The organism is Streptomyces sp. NBC_01017 (assembly GCF_045162795.1).
Lineage (GTDB): Bacteria > Actinomycetota > Actinomycetes > Streptomycetales > Streptomycetaceae > Streptomyces > Streptomyces machairae.
This window is the reverse complement of sequence record NZ_CP108683.1, coordinates 5313416-5328811: the sequence shown is the minus strand read 5'-3', so window position 1 is coordinate 5328811 and position 15396 is coordinate 5313416. Positions and strand designations below refer to the sequence as shown.

Annotated in this window: 16 protein-coding genes; 10 read left to right on the top strand and 6 right to left on the bottom strand. The window is 71.5% G+C overall.

Annotated features, from left to right (window positions below; all coding sequences use genetic code 11):
- The first annotated feature begins 123 nt into the window (after positions 1 to 123).
- The 3 genes from OG331_RS24275 (at position 124) to OG331_RS24265 (ending at position 1568) form a co-directional block, all read left to right on the top strand.
- Positions 124 to 519, top strand: a complete 396-nt coding sequence (locus OG331_RS24275) for a DUF5994 family protein (RefSeq protein WP_406199682.1) — start codon at positions 124 to 126, stop codon at positions 517 to 519.
- A gap of 65 nt (positions 520 to 584) precedes the next feature.
- Positions 585 to 989 (top strand): hypothetical protein, encoded by a 405-nt coding sequence (locus OG331_RS24270; RefSeq protein WP_406199680.1) that lies wholly within the window; start codon positions 585 to 587, stop codon positions 987 to 989.
- A gap of 144 nt (positions 990 to 1133) precedes the next feature.
- Positions 1134 to 1568 carry a DUF5994 family protein gene (locus OG331_RS24265; protein WP_406199677.1) on the top strand — a complete coding sequence of 145 codons (435 nt, stop codon included), beginning with the start codon at positions 1134 to 1136 and terminating at the stop codon, positions 1566 to 1568.
- Between the two features lie 21 nt (positions 1569 to 1589).
- Here OG331_RS24265 and OG331_RS24260 read toward each other — a convergent pair whose 3' ends face one another.
- From OG331_RS24260 to OG331_RS24240, 5 genes are all read right to left on the bottom strand, one after another.
- Positions 1590 to 1955, bottom strand: coding sequence for a helix-turn-helix domain-containing protein (locus OG331_RS24260; RefSeq protein WP_406199675.1), 366 nt, complete (start codon positions 1953 to 1955; stop codon positions 1590 to 1592).
- A gap of 210 nt (positions 1956 to 2165) precedes the next feature.
- Positions 2166 to 3683 carry a DEAD/DEAH box helicase gene (locus OG331_RS24255; protein WP_406199672.1) on the bottom strand — a complete coding sequence of 506 codons (1518 nt, stop codon included), beginning with the start codon at positions 3681 to 3683 and terminating at the stop codon, positions 2166 to 2168.
- A gap of 232 nt (positions 3684 to 3915) precedes the next feature.
- Positions 3916 to 4119, bottom strand: a complete 204-nt coding sequence (locus OG331_RS24250; RefSeq protein ID WP_079661011.1) for a cold-shock protein — start codon at positions 4117 to 4119, stop codon at positions 3916 to 3918.
- Between the two features lie 448 nt (positions 4120 to 4567).
- Entirely contained in the window at positions 4568 to 5341 is a 774-nt protein-coding gene (locus tag OG331_RS24245) for a polysaccharide deacetylase family protein (protein WP_406199670.1), read from the bottom strand.
- 183 nt (positions 5342 to 5524) lie between these two features.
- Positions 5525 to 6193 carry a TetR/AcrR family transcriptional regulator gene (locus OG331_RS24240; protein WP_406199667.1) on the bottom strand — a complete coding sequence of 223 codons (669 nt, stop codon included), beginning with the start codon at positions 6191 to 6193 and terminating at the stop codon, positions 5525 to 5527.
- Positions 6194 to 6345: 152 nt separating this feature from the next.
- Here OG331_RS24240 and OG331_RS24235 point away from each other — a divergent pair, with 152 nt between their 5' ends.
- Together OG331_RS24235 and OG331_RS24230 are read left to right on the top strand one after the other, a co-directional pair.
- The gene (locus OG331_RS24235; RefSeq protein WP_406199665.1) at positions 6346 to 7377 is read left to right on the top strand and encodes a medium chain dehydrogenase/reductase family protein; all 1032 of its coding nucleotides are present in this window, start codon (positions 6346 to 6348) and stop codon (positions 7375 to 7377) included.
- A gap of 125 nt (positions 7378 to 7502) precedes the next feature.
- Entirely contained in the window at positions 7503 to 8087 is a 585-nt protein-coding gene (locus OG331_RS24230; protein WP_406210240.1) for an SRPBCC family protein, read from the top strand.
- A gap of 116 nt (positions 8088 to 8203) precedes the next feature.
- Here the strand turns inward: OG331_RS24230 and OG331_RS24225 are convergent, their stop codons facing one another.
- Positions 8204 to 9358, bottom strand: a complete 1155-nt coding sequence (locus OG331_RS24225) for an Ig-like domain-containing protein (protein ID WP_406210237.1) — start codon at positions 9356 to 9358, stop codon at positions 8204 to 8206.
- 276 nt (positions 9359 to 9634) lie between these two features.
- On the opposite strand from OG331_RS24225, the gene OG331_RS24220 reads away from it, so the two are divergent.
- The 5 genes from OG331_RS24220 to OG331_RS24200 are packed head-to-tail and all read left to right on the top strand — an operon-like array spanning position 9635 to position 15382.
- Complete coding sequence (locus OG331_RS24220) at positions 9635 to 10846, top strand: lipid II:glycine glycyltransferase FemX (protein WP_406199663.1); 1212 nt, start codon at positions 9635 to 9637, stop codon at positions 10844 to 10846.
- Complete coding sequence (gene murJ / locus OG331_RS24215) at positions 10843 to 12561, top strand: murein biosynthesis integral membrane protein MurJ (RefSeq protein WP_406199661.1); 1719 nt, start codon at positions 10843 to 10845, stop codon at positions 12559 to 12561. The genes OG331_RS24220 and murJ overlap by 4 nt, the downstream gene beginning before the upstream one ends.
- A gap of 51 nt (positions 12562 to 12612) precedes the next feature.
- Positions 12613 to 13296 carry a response regulator gene (locus OG331_RS24210; RefSeq protein WP_406199658.1) on the top strand — a complete coding sequence of 228 codons (684 nt, stop codon included), beginning with the start codon at positions 12613 to 12615 and terminating at the stop codon, positions 13294 to 13296.
- On the top strand, positions 13293 to 14777 hold the full coding sequence (locus OG331_RS24205) for an ATP-binding protein (protein ID WP_406199655.1): 1485 nt from the start codon (positions 13293 to 13295) through the stop codon (positions 14775 to 14777). The genes OG331_RS24210 and OG331_RS24205 overlap by 4 nt, the downstream gene beginning before the upstream one ends.
- The gene (locus OG331_RS24200; RefSeq protein WP_406199653.1) at positions 14774 to 15382 is read left to right on the top strand and encodes a hypothetical protein; all 609 of its coding nucleotides are present in this window, start codon (positions 14774 to 14776) and stop codon (positions 15380 to 15382) included. The genes OG331_RS24205 and OG331_RS24200 overlap by 4 nt, the downstream gene beginning before the upstream one ends.
- The last annotated feature ends 14 nt before the right edge of the window (positions 15383 to 15396 follow it).

The window sequence follows — 15396 nt, the reverse complement described above, 5'->3', positions numbered from 1 at the left end:
ACGCTGGTCCGGGGAGGTGCGCGCGGGCGCCCGTCGGCGACGGCTCCATTCCCGCCGGGGGGAGTTACCGTGGGTCAACCGAGGGCACGCCCACTGGAGCGTGTCCCAGACAGGAGTGCCTTGATGGCAGCCGTCGCTCAGCCCCCGCCCTCCCCGCCCTTGGTCCGTCTGCGACTGGCGCCGCTCGGCGCGGTGGCGCTGCGGGTCGACGGGGCGTGGTGGCCCCGCTCCCGCAGCCTGCTGACGGAACTCCCCCCGCTGATCGGCGCTTTGCCCGAGGAGTGGGGGAAGATCGTCGTCGTCACGGTGAACGCGCAGATGTGGGCGGATGCGCCGGGACGGATACTCGTCGGCCATCACGTCGTACGGCTGCGCAGGGAGTCCGTCTGGCGGCGCCGGTACACCGTGCGCCTGCTCGCCCCGGACCAGGGCCGGCGGGACCTGCTGGTCGTGCCCCCGGAACTGGCCGCGGCGGACGCCGAGTACCTGATGGCGGCCGTGGCGTCGTACGGCCCCTGACCGTCCTACGACACCGTTCGAACCCGGAGGCCGGTCGTCAGGAGTACGGTTGAGGAGCCGAGGGCTTGTCGTATGCCGGTGCTCAGACCGGTCTCGTCCCCGGCCCGCAGTACGACACGGGCCACTCGGGCCCGGGGCAGGGTTTCGCCATGGCACCCCGCACGACACTCGAAGCCACGCACCGCCCCCACCGCCCGGAGACCGTGGACGAGCCGAGTCGGCCGAGCGCGCGGAGCAGGGTGGAGGTCCGCATCGTCGCCGAGGACCCCGAAGCGGCCAGGCAGGTCGCGGACGCGCTTCGGCTGATGTTCGCCGGAGCCGAACAGCGCAGTTATCCCGAGGGCCCTTCGGGGACGGGAACGCGACTGCATCTCACGCTCGACCCCTCGCACACCGCGGGCCCGCTCCGTTCCTGGCTCGACACCAGCAGACCACCGGCCGACCAGTCCCACCCGGACGAGACCGTCTGACGGCTCCCGCCCCTCGTATCCCCTTCCATCCGGTCGGTGTCCCTCAGTTCACTCGCGGGTAGCGGGTCGGCCGATCGGCGGGAGCGGGGTGCGGACCGACACACCCCGCCCGCCCGAACCGTTCGTTCTCGCCCTGGAGTTCTCATGCCCTTCGCCCCGCAGCCTCCGCCCTCTTCCTCATCGGACGTCCGGCTGAGCCTCGCGTCCCAGCCGGCGCACGGCCGGATGCCCCGGCTCATCGACGGAGCCTGGTGGCCCCGCTCCTACGACCTGATGTCCGAACTTCCCAGACTGCTGGGCGGACTGCCGCCTGCCTGGGGACACATCGGCAGCGTCACCGTGAACGGGGTCGGTTGGTCGCCGTTCCCGGGGCGGATGCTCGTCGCCAACCAGGTCGTACGCCTGCACCTGACGAATCATCCGCAAGCCCCGCCCACCGTCTGCCTGCTCGCGCCGGGCCACGGCCGATGGGATCTGCTGGTGGTGTCGCCCGACACCGGACAGGCGACTGCCGGGCGGCTCATGGATGAGGCCGCGAGGGGGATCACCGCGGCGGACGGCGGGGGACAGGCGGCCTGAGGCGCGCCCGCGCCCACGTGGTCAGCTCGAACGTGGTCGGCCCGGACCGGGACCGGAACCGTCGGACGCTTCGTTCGCGGCACGGCGGTACGCGGCGTTGATGCGCTGGGCTTCCTCCAGCTGGTCCTCGAGGATGACGATGCGGCAAGCAGCCTCGATCGGGGTTCCCCTGTCGACGAGCTCGCGGGCGCGGGCGGCGATCCGCAGTTGGTAGCGGGAGTACCGGCGGTGTCCGCCTTCCGAGCGCAGGGGGGTGACCAGGCGGGCCTCGCCAATGGCCCGGAGGAAGCCAGGGGTGGTGCCGAGCATTTCGGCGGCCCGGCCCATGGTGTACGCGGGGTAGTCGTCGTCGTCAAGACGATCGCTGAGCGGAATATCTGCTGCCATGTCACCTCGTTGTGCAACGCGTCGAGGGGCCCTGATGCCGTACGGCACCACGGCGCCGGAGGGAATTCAACACCATCTGGCGGACCTGGTGCCGTGCCGACCTGCTCGCGAGGCGACGAGACGGCGACGCGGCCGTACGACGGTGAGGGCCCTGCCGAAGCGTGTCGGCAGGGCCCTCACCGGGTCTTGGGCGGCGGTTTTCCGGCGGCTCTAGGCAGCCGAGCCGAAGCCGGTCCGCCGCTGTGCCCTGCGCTGCGCGGCTTCGCCGAGGGGCCGACCCTGGCCGCCGTTGCCCCGGCGGCCCCGTCGTCCCTTGGACGGGGACGAGGCGTTACGGGGACGTTCCACGGTCGGCGCGGTGACGACGACCGGGATACCGGAGGGTGCCTGGGCACCGGTGATGCGGCTCAGCTCCGCCTCGCCGGACCGTACCTGGGCCACCCGGGGGGTGATGCCCGCCAAAGCCATCAGTCGGTTCATGTCGCGACGCTGGTCGGGCGTCACCAGGGTGACGACGCTGCCGGACTCGCCGGCGCGTGCCGTACGACCGCCGCGGTGCAGGTAGTCCTTGTGGTCACTGGGCGGATCCACATTGACGACCAGGTCGAGGTTGTCGACGTGGATTCCGCGCGCGGCGACGTTGGTCGCCACCAGTACCGTCACATGCCCGGTCTTGAACTGGGCCAGCGTCCGCGTGCGCTGCGGCTGGGACTTGCCACCGTGCAGGGCCGCGGCGCGGACACCGCTGCTCAGCAGGTGCTTGGTCAGCCGGTCCACCGCGTGCTTGGTGTCGAGGAACATGATCACTCGGCCGTCGCGCGCCGCGATCTCGGTGGTCGTGCGGTGCTTGTCCGCGTCGTGCACATGGAGGATGTGGTGCTCCATCGTGGTGACCGCGCCCGCCGACGGGTCGACGGAGTGGACGACCGGGTCCGACAGGTAGCGGCGGACCAGCAGGTCGACGTTGCGGTCCAGGGTGGCCGAGAAGAGCATCCGCTGCCCACCGGGACGCACCTGGTCGAGCAGGGCGGTGACCTGGGGCATGAAGCCCATGTCGGCCATCTGGTCGGCCTCGTCGAGGACCGTGATGTCGACGGCGTCCAGCCGGCAGTCGCCCCGGTCGATGAGGTCCTTGAGCCGGCCCGGCGTCGCGACGACCATCTCCGCCCCGGCGCGCAGCGCGCTGACCTGCCTGCCGATGGACATCCCACCCACGATCGTGGCCAGGCGCAGGTTCACGGAGCGGGCGTACGGGGTGAGCGCGTCGGTGACCTGCTGGGCGAGCTCGCGGGTGGGGACGAGGACGAGGGCGAGCGGCTGCCGCGGCTCGGCGCGCTGACCCGCGGTACGGGCCAGTACGGCGAGGCCGAAGGCGAGGGTCTTGCCGGAGCCGGTGCGGCCACGGCCGAGTACGTCCCGGCCGGCCAGGGAGTTCGGCAGGGTCGCCGCCTGGATCGGGAACGGCACGGTCACGCCTTCGCGGCCGAGCGTGGCCAGCAGTTGCGCCGGCATGGCGAGATCGGCGAACGAGTCGACGGCGGGCAGCCCCGGCGTGATCGTCTTCGGCGGCGCGAACTCGCCCGACACGGGCCGTGCGGCCTGCCGAGTTCCATTGCCCCGGGAACGGCGCGGACCACCGGAGCGGCCGGCGCCTCCTCCGACGCGGTCGGATGTGCGGGATGTGCGGGATGTCCGCTCGGATGTACGGGATGTGCGGGCACGCTTCATGCGAAACCTTCCTTGATGAGGCGCGTATCAAGGAATTCCCGCAGCAGTTGAGCGGCGCAGAGAATCTCGAGACGAGCCGAAGTCGATGCGGGCATGGCCGAACCGACGGGAAATGCGTCACCGTCCGGTGACGTGGTGGAACCTTCCCGTCGTGCGCCCTGAAATGCAGCGAGCCGGGGCCCGCACCCCAGAGGTGCGGGCCCCAGCTGCGAAGTATGCGTCAGTGCCGATGTCAGGCGTTGACGATGTTCTCGGCCGTCGGGCCCTTCTGGCCCTGCGCGATGTCGAAGGACACCTTCTGGCCTTCCTGCAGCTCGCGGAAGCCCTGGGCGGCAATGTTCGAGTAGTGGGCGAAGACGTCGGGGCCGCCGCCGTCCTGCTCGATGAAGCCGAAGCCCTTTTCCGCGTTGAACCACTTCACGGTGCCAGTAGCCATTTTATTTCCCTTCGAGGCGGTTTCAGGAATTTGCACTGTGCGAATTCCGTGTCGCCGTGATGATTACCCCGTCGGAAATGAACCTTCTGGCAACCACACCTGCAACTCCGCTCGACAGTAGCACGGTGCGATCGGGCCTGCACCGTCGATAATTTCGTTCGGTCGGCGGCCGGGGAATATTCGCCGTGCCCCGCTCCTATTTCTCATTCCACGGGAGCAGATATTGCTCCGCGCGGGCCGCCGCCTTCCGGCCCCGGACTGCCGCCCGCAGCCCTGTGACCTCCGACGACGGGAAATTTGTCGCTGCTGCCGTCGCCGGCGGACGGCACACCGGCGAACGGGCCGGGACGCCACTACCGCGATGAAAGTCACATCCCCCGCGGAGGGCGAAGCGAACCCGCGTTCGCGCCGGCGAGATCATGATGAAGGGCACCCCGACCGGGGCGGCTCAACGCACCGGAAACCCGCAGGAGTAACCCTGCTCCTTGAGCCAGGGGAGGATCCGGCGCAGGGCCTCGACGGTCTGGGAGCGCTCGCCGCCCGCGTCGTGGAAGAGGACCGTCGGCCCGTTGGGCAGCTCCCGCTCCACGGTGGCGACCATGGCGTCCGTGCCCGGCCGTTCGAAGTCCTTGCTGTCCACGTTCCAGCCCAGCGGGCGCATGCCCCGGGAGGCGGCGAGCTTGCGGCTGTAGGGAGTGAAGGCACCGCCGGGCGCCCGGTAGTACAGCGGCCGTACGCCCCCGGACGCCTTGGTGATCATGCGTTCGGCGTCGAGGATCTGCTGGGACTGGTAGGCCTCGGACTGCTTGTCCATGGTGGTGTCGTGCGACACCGAGTGGTTGCACAGCAGGTGCCCGGCCGCGACCACCTTCTTCACGAGGTCGGGGTGGGCCTGCGCCTGCGTCCCCACCATGCAGAACGTGGCCTTCACCCCGTACTCCCTCAGCACGTCGAGGACTTGAGGGGTCCACACGGGGTCGGGGCCGTCGTCGATGGTGATGTTGACGCCGCGCGCCCCCTTGTCGGAGGCGTGCACGATGGTCTCCGCGACCGCCTTGACGTCACTGCCCGGCCCGGCCGACGCGGTGGCCTTCGGCGACGAGGCCCCCACGGCATCGGCCTGCGCGGTCCACAGTGAGGCACCGGTGGCGAGCATCGTCACCCCGAGCGCCGCCCCGACCAGCTTGCCGTACCAGCCCCGCCCGCCGCTGTGCCGTGCCATGTCCGCCCCGCTTTCGCGCAGTTCCTCGCCGATGCCCGGTCACCTTGTGACCACATGGCAGGACGAGGGGCGCCGGTCATGGGATGCGTCCGTTACCGATCACGGACAATCTCGGGGGAGTTCGCGGACAACTCGGCGAGCAGGGGCCGCAACCATGCCGGCCGGCAGGGCCGGCGGCGCAGCTCAACTCGTCGGCGGACCGGCCAAGTCGTCCAGTTCGGCGGCGAAGAGCCGCGCCGGGTCGAAGCCCATACCGGCGAACTGGCCGGCGAGTTCCAGGGACAGCACGCCGTGCAGCCGGCTCCAGAAAGTCAGGGCCCGGTGGAGCGCCGCGGGCGGGGCGGGATGGCCGCGCGCCCAGTCCCGGTGGCCTTCCAGGTGCGCGTCGAACGGCGTCGCCGGACCGTCCGAGGGCACCTCCGAGGGCAGCGCGGCACAGGCGTCCAGGATGGTCGCCATGATCTCGGAGGAGATCGCGGTGGTGTCGTCGGGCGCGTGGTAGCCGGGGATGGGTGTGCCGTAGATGAGGAAGTAACGGTGGGGGTCCCGCAGGGCCCAGCCTCGCAGGGCGTGCGCCAGCCCGGTCAGGTCGGCGCCGGCGTCCGAGGCCGCGCGGAAGGTGTCGGCGAGGCTTCGGTACGCGTCTTTCACGAGCTCGGTGATCAGCTCGTCACGGCCGCTGAAGTACCGGTACAGCGCGGGTCCGCTCATGCCCATCTGCTTGGCGATCGCGTTGAGGGAGAGCGCGGACGCGCCCGCCGTGGCGACCTGCTCCCACGCGCGTTGCTTGATCTCCGTACGCACCTGGGCGCGGTAGCGCTCGCGCGGGGTCGTCGTGCCCTGTTCCGCCACTGACCTGCCACCTTTCCGTGCCGTTGCGCTCCACTCGCACCGTCTTGTTAGAGGTTATCACTGAAGCTATTGACTCTCCGCGGCGTGATGCGTTAGAACTTATAACGAACACGACAGCGCATAACCACATCGGGAACGCAGTGGAGGTCACCATGGGCACCGAAGGACTCGTTGAGGTCGTTCTGCCGGGCAAGGTCGAGCCCGAAGGGCTTCGGATCCGGCACGGAGCCGTCCCCGCCGCGGGCCCGGGCCAGGTCGTGATCCGGATGGAGGCGACGGGCGTCTCCTTCGCCGAGCAGCAGATGCGACGCGGCCGCTACTACGACCAGCCGGCCTTCCCCTTCGTGCCCGGCTACGACCTCGTGGGCACGGTGCTGACGACCGGCGAGGGCGTCGAGCCGCACCTGGCCGGCACCCGGGTCGCCGCCCTGGTCAAGGTCGGCGGCTGGGCCAGCCACGTGGTCGTCGACGCGGCGGACGTGGTGCCGGTGCCGGACGGGATCGGCGCGGCGGAGGCGGAGACCCTCGTCGTCAACGGCATCACCGCCTGGCAGATGCTGCACCGCAAGGCCCGGGTCCGGGCCGGGCACACCGTGGTGGTGCACGGTGCCAACGGCGGGGTCGGATCGGTCCTGGTCCAGCTCGCCCAGGCCGCGGGCGCACGAGTGATCGGCACGGCGTCCGCGCGCCACCACGACGCCCTGCGGGAACGGGGAGTCGCCCCCGTCGACTACCGCGCCGACGACGTCGCCGCTCAGATCCGCGAGCTCGCCCCGCACGGGGTGGACGCCGTCTTCGACCACGTCGGCGGCGCCGGCATCGTCGACTCCTGGCGCCTCCTCGCCCCCGGCGGCACGGTCGTCTCGTACGGCAGCGCCTCCACCCGGGACGACGAGGGCTCCAAGCAGATGCCCGTCCTCAAGCTGCTCGGCCGGGTGTGGCTGTGGAACGCGCTGCCCAACCGCCGCCGCGCGTACTTCTTCAACGTGTGGGCCGGCCGGGCCCTGACCAAGAACCGGTTCCGGTCCCGCCTCCACGCCGACCTCACCCAGGTCTTCGCCGCACTCCAGCGCGGCGAGGTCAGCGCCCAGATCGCCGCGCAGCTGCCGCTGACCCGCGTCGCCGACGCCCTTCGGCTGGCCGAGTCGGGCACCGTCGCCGGAAAGGTCGTCCTGAACCCGTAGCGAGCCTCCGAGCGCCCGGCCCCCCCTTCACACCGACCGACCCACCCACCAGGGAGAGGCACCCCATGTCCAGCAACAGCCCGTCGAACGCCCCCGTCCAGCAGCCGCGCCGGCACCGGAGCGTCATGGCCGCGGTCACCGTCGCACTCGCCGTCACCGGCGTCCTCGCAAGCACCGTCCCGGCCGCCCAGGCGACCCCGCACAGCCGTCCGTCCCAGTGCGGCGGTCGCGGCGTCGACCAGGACGCCGTCATCCGCTACGAATCCGACGTCTTCATCAAGGCGCCCCTGAGCACCGTCTGGAAGCTCCAGACCGACGTCGAACGCTGGCCGTCCTGGCAGGCCCCCGTCCTCACCGCCGAGCGTCTCGACGACGGCCGCCTGAAGGCGGGTTCGCAGTTCCACTGGACGACCCCCGCGCCCGCCACCCCCACGACCCCCGCCACCACACTCTCCATCACCTCGACCGTCCAGGAACTCCAGCGCCACAAGTGCATCCTGTGGAGCGGACCCGCGATCGGTGAGGGACTGCGCATCGACGAGGGCGTCCACCTGTGGACGTTCAAGAAGGTCAAGGGCGGCGTACGCGTCCACACCGAGGAAACCTGGACCGGCGACCAGGTCGAAGCGGACGTGCCCACCGCCACCGAGGCCCTCGGCTGGGGCCTCGAAGCCTGGCTGCGCGACCTCAAGGCCACCGCCGAAGGGTGACGCACGTGACGCACGGCAAGCAGGCCCAGGTCTCTGACCTGGGCCTGGGGCGTGTCTCAGCAAGACGGGTCTCAGCAAGACGTGTCTCAGCAAGCCGGGTCTGAGCAAGCCGGGTCTCAGCGCAGGGCGCTCTTCCCCTGCCACTCGCTCCACGACAGGTTCCACGCGCCGAACCCGTTCCCGGGCGCGACCACGCCCTTGGTGTCCTTGCCGGTGATCTCGAACGGGTCGCCGGGCCGCACCTGTCCGTAGAACCAGGCCGCGTTCGCGTCGCTCATTCCTATGCAGCCGGAACTCTGGTTGGCGCTGCCGAAGTAGCGCGCGTTCCACGGGGCGGCGTGGGCGTACATGCCCGACCAGGTCAGCCGCATCGAGTAGTCGACCATCTTGTCGTAGGCGTCGCCGAGGCCCACCGTCTCGGAGTTCATGTTGATCGTGCCCTCCTTGGCCATGAGCACGGCGGTTCCGCGCCAGGAGCGCTTGTCACCGCCGGGGGTGCCGCCGGAGACCGGTATGCGGCGGACCGTCTCCCCGTCGCGGACGAGGGCGAGTTGGTGGCTGTCGAGGTCGACCTTGACGATCTGCCGGGCGCCGACGGTGAAGGTGGTCGTGTAGTCGCGTACGAACCAGCCGCCGTCCGCGCCCGAGTCGGTGCCGTTCAGCTCGGCGTTCAGCGTGACCTTGGTGCCCGGCTTCCAGTACGTCCTGGGCCGCCAGTCCACCCGGTCCCCGCCCGACCAGTCGCGTATCCAGCCCCAGGAGCCCTCGGTGCCGTTCGAGGTGGTGATCCTGAGCTGTTTCTCGACCTCGGCCTTGTTCCTGACCGGACGGTCGAAGACCAGGGAGATCGGCTGGGCGATGCCGACGGTGGCGCCGGCGCCCGGCCGCCAGTCGACCTTGTTGACCTTGTCCGCCTCAGCCGTGGTGAAGGCGGCCCTGGTGCTCTTGGCGGTTCCGCCCTCGGTCCTGGTCGCCGCCGTCACCTCGTACGACGCACCGGGTACGGCCTTGCGGTCGGAGACCCACGACCGGCCGTCGGCGGCGACCTTGCCGGCGAGCCGGTGGCCCTCGGCGTCGGTGACGGTCACCGAGGTGAGTCCGCCGCCCGAGGCCGTGACCCGCACGGGCTCGCCCGCCGGGACCCGTTCTCCCGTGGGCGTGACGGTGACCGTGACAGGGCGTTCGTCGGCGGTCGGCTTCACCTTGTCGTCCGGAGCAGTGGGGGATCCGCTCGACGAGCAGGCGGCGAGCGGCGTCAGCAGGGCGGCCATGGCGGCGGCCACGACGGCGGCCCGGACGCGGGCAGGGGGAAGTACACGGGTGCGCGACAACGGGACCTCCGGGAAGGGCGGGAAAGGGTGGGTGAGTGGCGATGTCGTGACTGTAGAGCCGGAAAACCCGAGGTCAGCCGCTATGCGGCTATGTGACGGCGGCTGGTGAGGAACGGTCATGGTCCGGTCACATTCGCCGGACGGAGCGGTCATGGGCCGCTGTGAACCTCCTGTGTGTCCCCGCGACAGACCCGGGGAGAAGGAGAGGTTCAGACTGTGTCAGCGCTGCTCGTGCCGCCCGGCCGCGTGCCCCAGGCACGGAACCGGGACGTGGTCCTGCGAACCGTCACCGCGGAGACCTACCGCGCCTTCCTCGCGTCCCCCGCCGGTACGGCCCTCGGCGCCGGCTTCCTTCAGTGCCCGTCCTGGGCCGACGTCAAGGAGGGCTGGCGCTCCCAACTGCTCGGCTGGGGGCCCGACCCGGAGGCAGGGCAACTGACGGGCGTGGCCCTGGTGTTGCTGCGGCAGTTCCCCGGCACCCGTAAGTACTTCGCCTACCTGCCCGAAGGGCCCGTCGCCGACTGGAGCGACCCCGACATCGACGGCTGGCTCGGTCCGCTGCTGGAACACCTGCGCCGCGCGGGCGCCTTCGCCGTGCGCATCGGCCCGTCGCCCGCCTACCGGCGCTGGGACGCCGCCCATCTCAAGCCGCTCACCGGCCCGGGCCGACGCCTCGGCGACGTCCTCGCCAGCGAGGTCGACCCGCTCGGCACCGCCGTCGCCGAGCGGCTGCGGGCCCGGGGCTGGCGCCGCTGCGGCGGCGAGGGGACCGCGGGGGACGGCACCGGAGGGGACGGGGACGCCCAGCCCCGGCACGTCTTTCATGTGCCGCTCGCCGGACGCACCCCCGAGGACCTGTGGTCCGGGCTCAACCAGGAGTGGCGGCGCAATGTCCGCCGGGCCCAGAAGGAGGGCGTGGAGGTGGTGGTGGGCAGCGCCGCGGAACTCCCCGAGTTCTACCGGCTGCTCGGCATCACGGAGCGACGCGACGGTTTCCGGCTCGGCCGCTCGCTCGCCTACTACGAGCGTCAGTACGCGGCGCTCAACGCCGAGGAACCGGGCCGGATGAAGCTGTACCTCGCCCGCCACCGGGGAGAGGTCCTCGCCGCCCACACGATGATCACGGTGGGCCGCCGGGCCTGGTACCAGACCGGCGCCTCGGCCGATCACCGCCGCGAGGTCCGTCCCTCCAACGCCCTGCAGTGGCGGATGCTGCAGGACGCCCACGCGCTCGGCGCCGACGTGTACGACATGCGCGGGGTACCCTCCACTCTCGATCCGGGCGAACGTGCGTACGGACTGCTGCGCTGGAAGCTCGGCACCGGGGGACGGGTCGTCGAGACGTTGGGGGAATGGGAGAGACCCTTGGCCGGCAGCGCCAACCACACGCTTCACCGCGCCTTCCAGGCGTATCTGAACCGCCGATGAAGCAGACGACGCCGACTTCAACGACGCCGGCCGGCACGGATAGCACGGAGACCACGGAGACCACGGAGACCACGGAGAGCACGGAGAGCGCGGAAGGGACTAGGGCGGAAGCGACCAAGGCGGCCTCCCCGGCTTCCTCCGCGGCACGCGGCAGCGCCGTCATGGCCGCCGGTTCCCTCGTCTCCCGGGTCACCGGTTTCGCCCGCTCCGCCGTCGTCGCGGCAGCGGTCGGCACCATCGGGCCCGTTGCCGACGGCTACGCGGTCGGCAACTCCCTGCCCACCATCGTCTACATGCTGCTCCTCGGCGGCGCGCTGAACGCCGTCTTCGTGCCCGAACTGGTCAAGGCCGCCAAGGAGCACGCCGACGGGGGAGCCGCGTACACCGACCGGCTCGTCACCGTGTGCGTCCTCGCCCTGCTGGCGATCACCGCGACCGCGGTCTGGGCGGCCCCCGCGATCGTCGACGCGTACACCGACTACACCGGCGAACAGGCGGCCATGACGACCGCGTTCGCGCGCTACTGCCTGCCTCAGATCTTCTTCCTCGGACTGTTCACGCTGCTCGGCCAGGTGCTCAACGCCCGCGGCCGGTTCGGCGCGATGATGTGGGCGCCGGTCCTCAACAACCTCGTCGTCATGACCGTGTTCGGCCTGTACCTGGCGCTGGCCATGGGCGGCGGGGACACACTCACCGCGACCGAGACCGCCGTCCTCGGCTGGGGCACCACCGCCGGTATCGCCGTCCAGGCACTCGCCCTCGTCCCCGCCCTGCGCGCCGCCCGCTTCCGCTGGCGGCCCCGCTTCGACTGGCGCGGCAGCGGACTGACCCGCCCCCTGCGAGCGGCCGGCTGGCTGGTGCTGCTGGTCCTGGCCAACCAGGCCGCCTACTGGGTCACCACCCGCCTCGCCACGACCGCGGGCCTCGACGGCGGCCCCGGATACGGCGCCTACAACAACGCCTATGTCCTGTGGGTCGTACCGCACGGCATCATCACGGTCTCCGTGGTGACCGCGCTGATGCCCCGGATGAGCGCGGCGGCCGCCGACGGCGACACGGCCGCCCTGCGCGGCGACGTCTCCCACGCCCTGCGGGTCTCCGCCGCCGCCGTCGTGCCCGCCGCCTGCGCGCTCTTCGCCCTCGCCCAGCCGGTGATGGCCCTCGTCTTCGGATACGGCAGGACCAGCGCCGCCGACACGGCCGCCATGGCCGGAATCCTGATGGCCTTCGCGCCGGGACTCGTCGCCCTGTCCGGCCAGTACGTCCTGTCCCGCACTTTCTACGCGCTCTCCGACACCCGTACGCCGTTCCTGCTCAACCTCGTGATCGTCGCCCTCAACGCGGGACTGTCCGTGGCCGCCGCGCACCTGCTGCCGGCCCGCTGGGCCGTGACGGGCATGGCGGCGGCCTACTCACTGGCGCTGTGCGCGGGCTGGGCGGTGACCGCCCGGGTGCTGAGCCGCCGGCTCGCCGTCGCCCGACCCCTGCGGTCGTCCGCCGTCGGCGCCCACGTACGGCTGATGCTCGCGGCCGTCCCCGCCACCGCGCTGAGCCACCTCGCGGTCCTGGGAACCGCACCGGCGGGGCCGGTGGTCTCCACGGGTGCCGGCGCGACCGCCGTCATCGTCACCTTCGCCCTGCTCGCCCGTCCGCTGCGGCTCGCCGAACTCGAAGCGCTGCTCTCCGGCATACGCCGGACCCGGACCCGGACCTGACCTGACCTGACCCGACGATCACCCCTGACCACCATCGAGGGAGAACCGCCGATGCCCCGCGTGCTCCTCATCGAGGACGACCCTTCCGTACGCGAGGGGGTCGAACTCGGTCTGCGCCGCCGCGGCCACGAGGTACGGGCGGCCGCGACCGGCGAGGCCGGCCTGGCCGCGATGGCCGAGTTCCGCCCCGATCTGCTGCTGCTGGACCTGATGCTGCCCGGCATGAACGGCGTCCAGGTCTGCCGTCAGGTCCGCGAGCGCAGCCAGCTGCCGATCATCATGCTCACCGCGCGCGGCGACGACTTCGACGTGGTCATCGGCCTGGAAGCCGGCGCCGACGACTACATCGTCAAGCCGGCCCGCACCGAGGTGATCGAGGCCCGGATCCGTGCCGTACTGCGCCGCCTGGACGACGGTGGCACGGGCCGCCCGGCCATCGAGTTCTACGGCGAACTCGCCATCGACCGGGTCGGACTGACGGTCACCAAAGCCGGCCGGCCGCTCGCGCTCGCCCCCTCGGAGCTCAAGCTCCTGCTGCACCTCGCCGCCGCGCCCGAGCAGGTGTTCAGCAGGCAGCAACTGCTGGAACACGTCTGGGATCACAGCTACCACGCCGACGCCCGGCTGGTCGACGCGTGCGTCGCACGGCTGCGCGGCAAGATCGAGGACGAGGTCGGCAGCCCCCGCTACGTCCAGACACTGCGGGGCTTCGGCTACCGCTTCGGGCCCCTGTGACCGCCGGTCGTCGTCCCGGTCGGTTCAGGGCGTTCGGGCTGCGTACGCGGCTGCTGCTCGCCTTCCTGCTGGTCGCCGCCGTCAGCGCCGGCACCACCGCCGCGCTGACCTTCCGCGAGGCCCGCACCGCGCTGCTGGAGACGGCCCAGGACACGGCGGTCACGTCGTTCCGTGACCACGTCCAGCAGACGGCCTTCGGGCTGCCCATGCAGGGCGGGGAGGACCTGCAGTCAGTTCTGCGTGACATCGCGCGCAAGGGCAAGCCGCACCCCTGGGTGGTGTTCGCCGAGTACGGATCGGTGCGCGCCTCCTCGGGCGAGAACCCCGTCTCCACCGTCATCACACCCGAACTGCGCCGGGCCGCACGGGCCAACCCCCACGGCAGCTTCGAACGGGTCGTCAAGGACGGCGTTCCCTACCTGACCATCGCCATGCCCATGGTCTTCAAGACCAGCCCCGACAGCGTGCTGCCCAGCGGACTCGTCCTGTACGCCGTCATGCGGATGACCGACGAGCAGGTCAACGTCGACGCTCTCCTCATGGCCGGCCGGGACGGTGCCCTGCCCGGCCTCGCCATCGCGCTGATTCCCGGCCTGATCGCCGCGCGCAGCGTGCTGCGACCGGTGCGGGAACTGAGCCAGGCGGCCCGGAGCATGGGCAGCGGCAGACTCGACACCCGGATCGCCGTGCGCGGCAGCGACGAACTGGCGGACCTGGCACGCACGTTCAACGAGTCGGCCGGCCAACTGGAGAGGACGGTCCGGGAACTGCGCGAGGCCGAGGCCCGCGCCCGCCGCTTCGCCTCCGACGTCTCGCACGAACTCCGTACCCCCCTCGCCGGAATGCTCGCCGTCACCGAGGTCCTCGACGAGGACGCGGATCACCTGGACGCCGACACCGCCCGCGCGGTCCGCCTCGTCAGCGCGGAGACCGGGAAGCTCGCCGTGCTCGTCGAGGACCTGATGGAGATCTCCCGCTTCGACGCCCGCGCGGCCGAACTGAACGCCGACGAGATCGACGTGGCGGAGACCATCCGGAAGACCCTCCACAACCGGCACTGGACCGAGACCGACGGCCGGGTCCGCACCGAACTCCCCGACGGCATCCGCGCCCGGCTCGACCCGCGCCGCTTCGACGTCGTGATCGCCAACCTGGTGGGCAACGCCCTGCGGCACGGCAGCGCGCCGGTCACGGTACGCCTGCGCACCGAGACCCGCTCCCCGGCCACCCCCGACCTGCTGATCACGGAGGTCGCGGACAACGGCCCCGGCATCCGGCCCGCCGTGCTCCCGCACATCTTCGACCGCTTCTACAAGGCCGACGCGGCCCGCACCCGCTCGGCGGGCAGCGGCCTGGGCCTGGCGATCACCCTGGAGAACGTGAAGCTGCACGGCGGAACGATCCACGCGGGGAACCTGCCCGGGGGCGGCGCCGTCTTCACCGTCGAGATACCGCTCCACGCGGAGGAGGCCGGCGGATGAGGCGTGCGCGGACGCGCCGTCGTACGGCGGCCGTCGCCCTCGGCGTCGCGGCGACGGCACCGCTGCTGGGTGGCTGCGGCATCCAGGAGACCGACGTGATCGAGGCGGGCGGTCCGGCCAGCTTCCAGGCCTTCCTCAACCGCGACTACGACATGCTGCTCTTCTTCCGTGCCCCCGACGGAGGGCTGAGCCCGGTCATCCGGACGACCGAGCCCTCGAACGCATACGTGGAGCCGGACTCCGAGGACCAGAACCCCGGCGAAACGGCCGGCCCGGTGCCGACGGAGAAGGTCGTCAAGGCGTTGCTCGGCGGCCCGGGGAAGGACGACCGGGCCGCCGGCCTGAGCACCTCGCTCCCGGCGGCCCGCCCCGGCGGAACCGTCGAGGTCGGGCGCGCTGCGGGTGACGAGGTCAGGATCCGCCTCCCCATCGCCCTGCACGGACTGGACAGCACGGCGCTGCGTCAGCTGACCTGCACGATCGCCTACAGCCAGGACGCCGACGGCAAGGTCACCGTGCAGCTGACGGGGCAGGACGGGGCAACGAGGTCCGGCACGTGCGGACTCGCCCTCGGCGGCATGAGTACGCGTGGGGCCCGCCGCTGACGGAGGGCCCCACG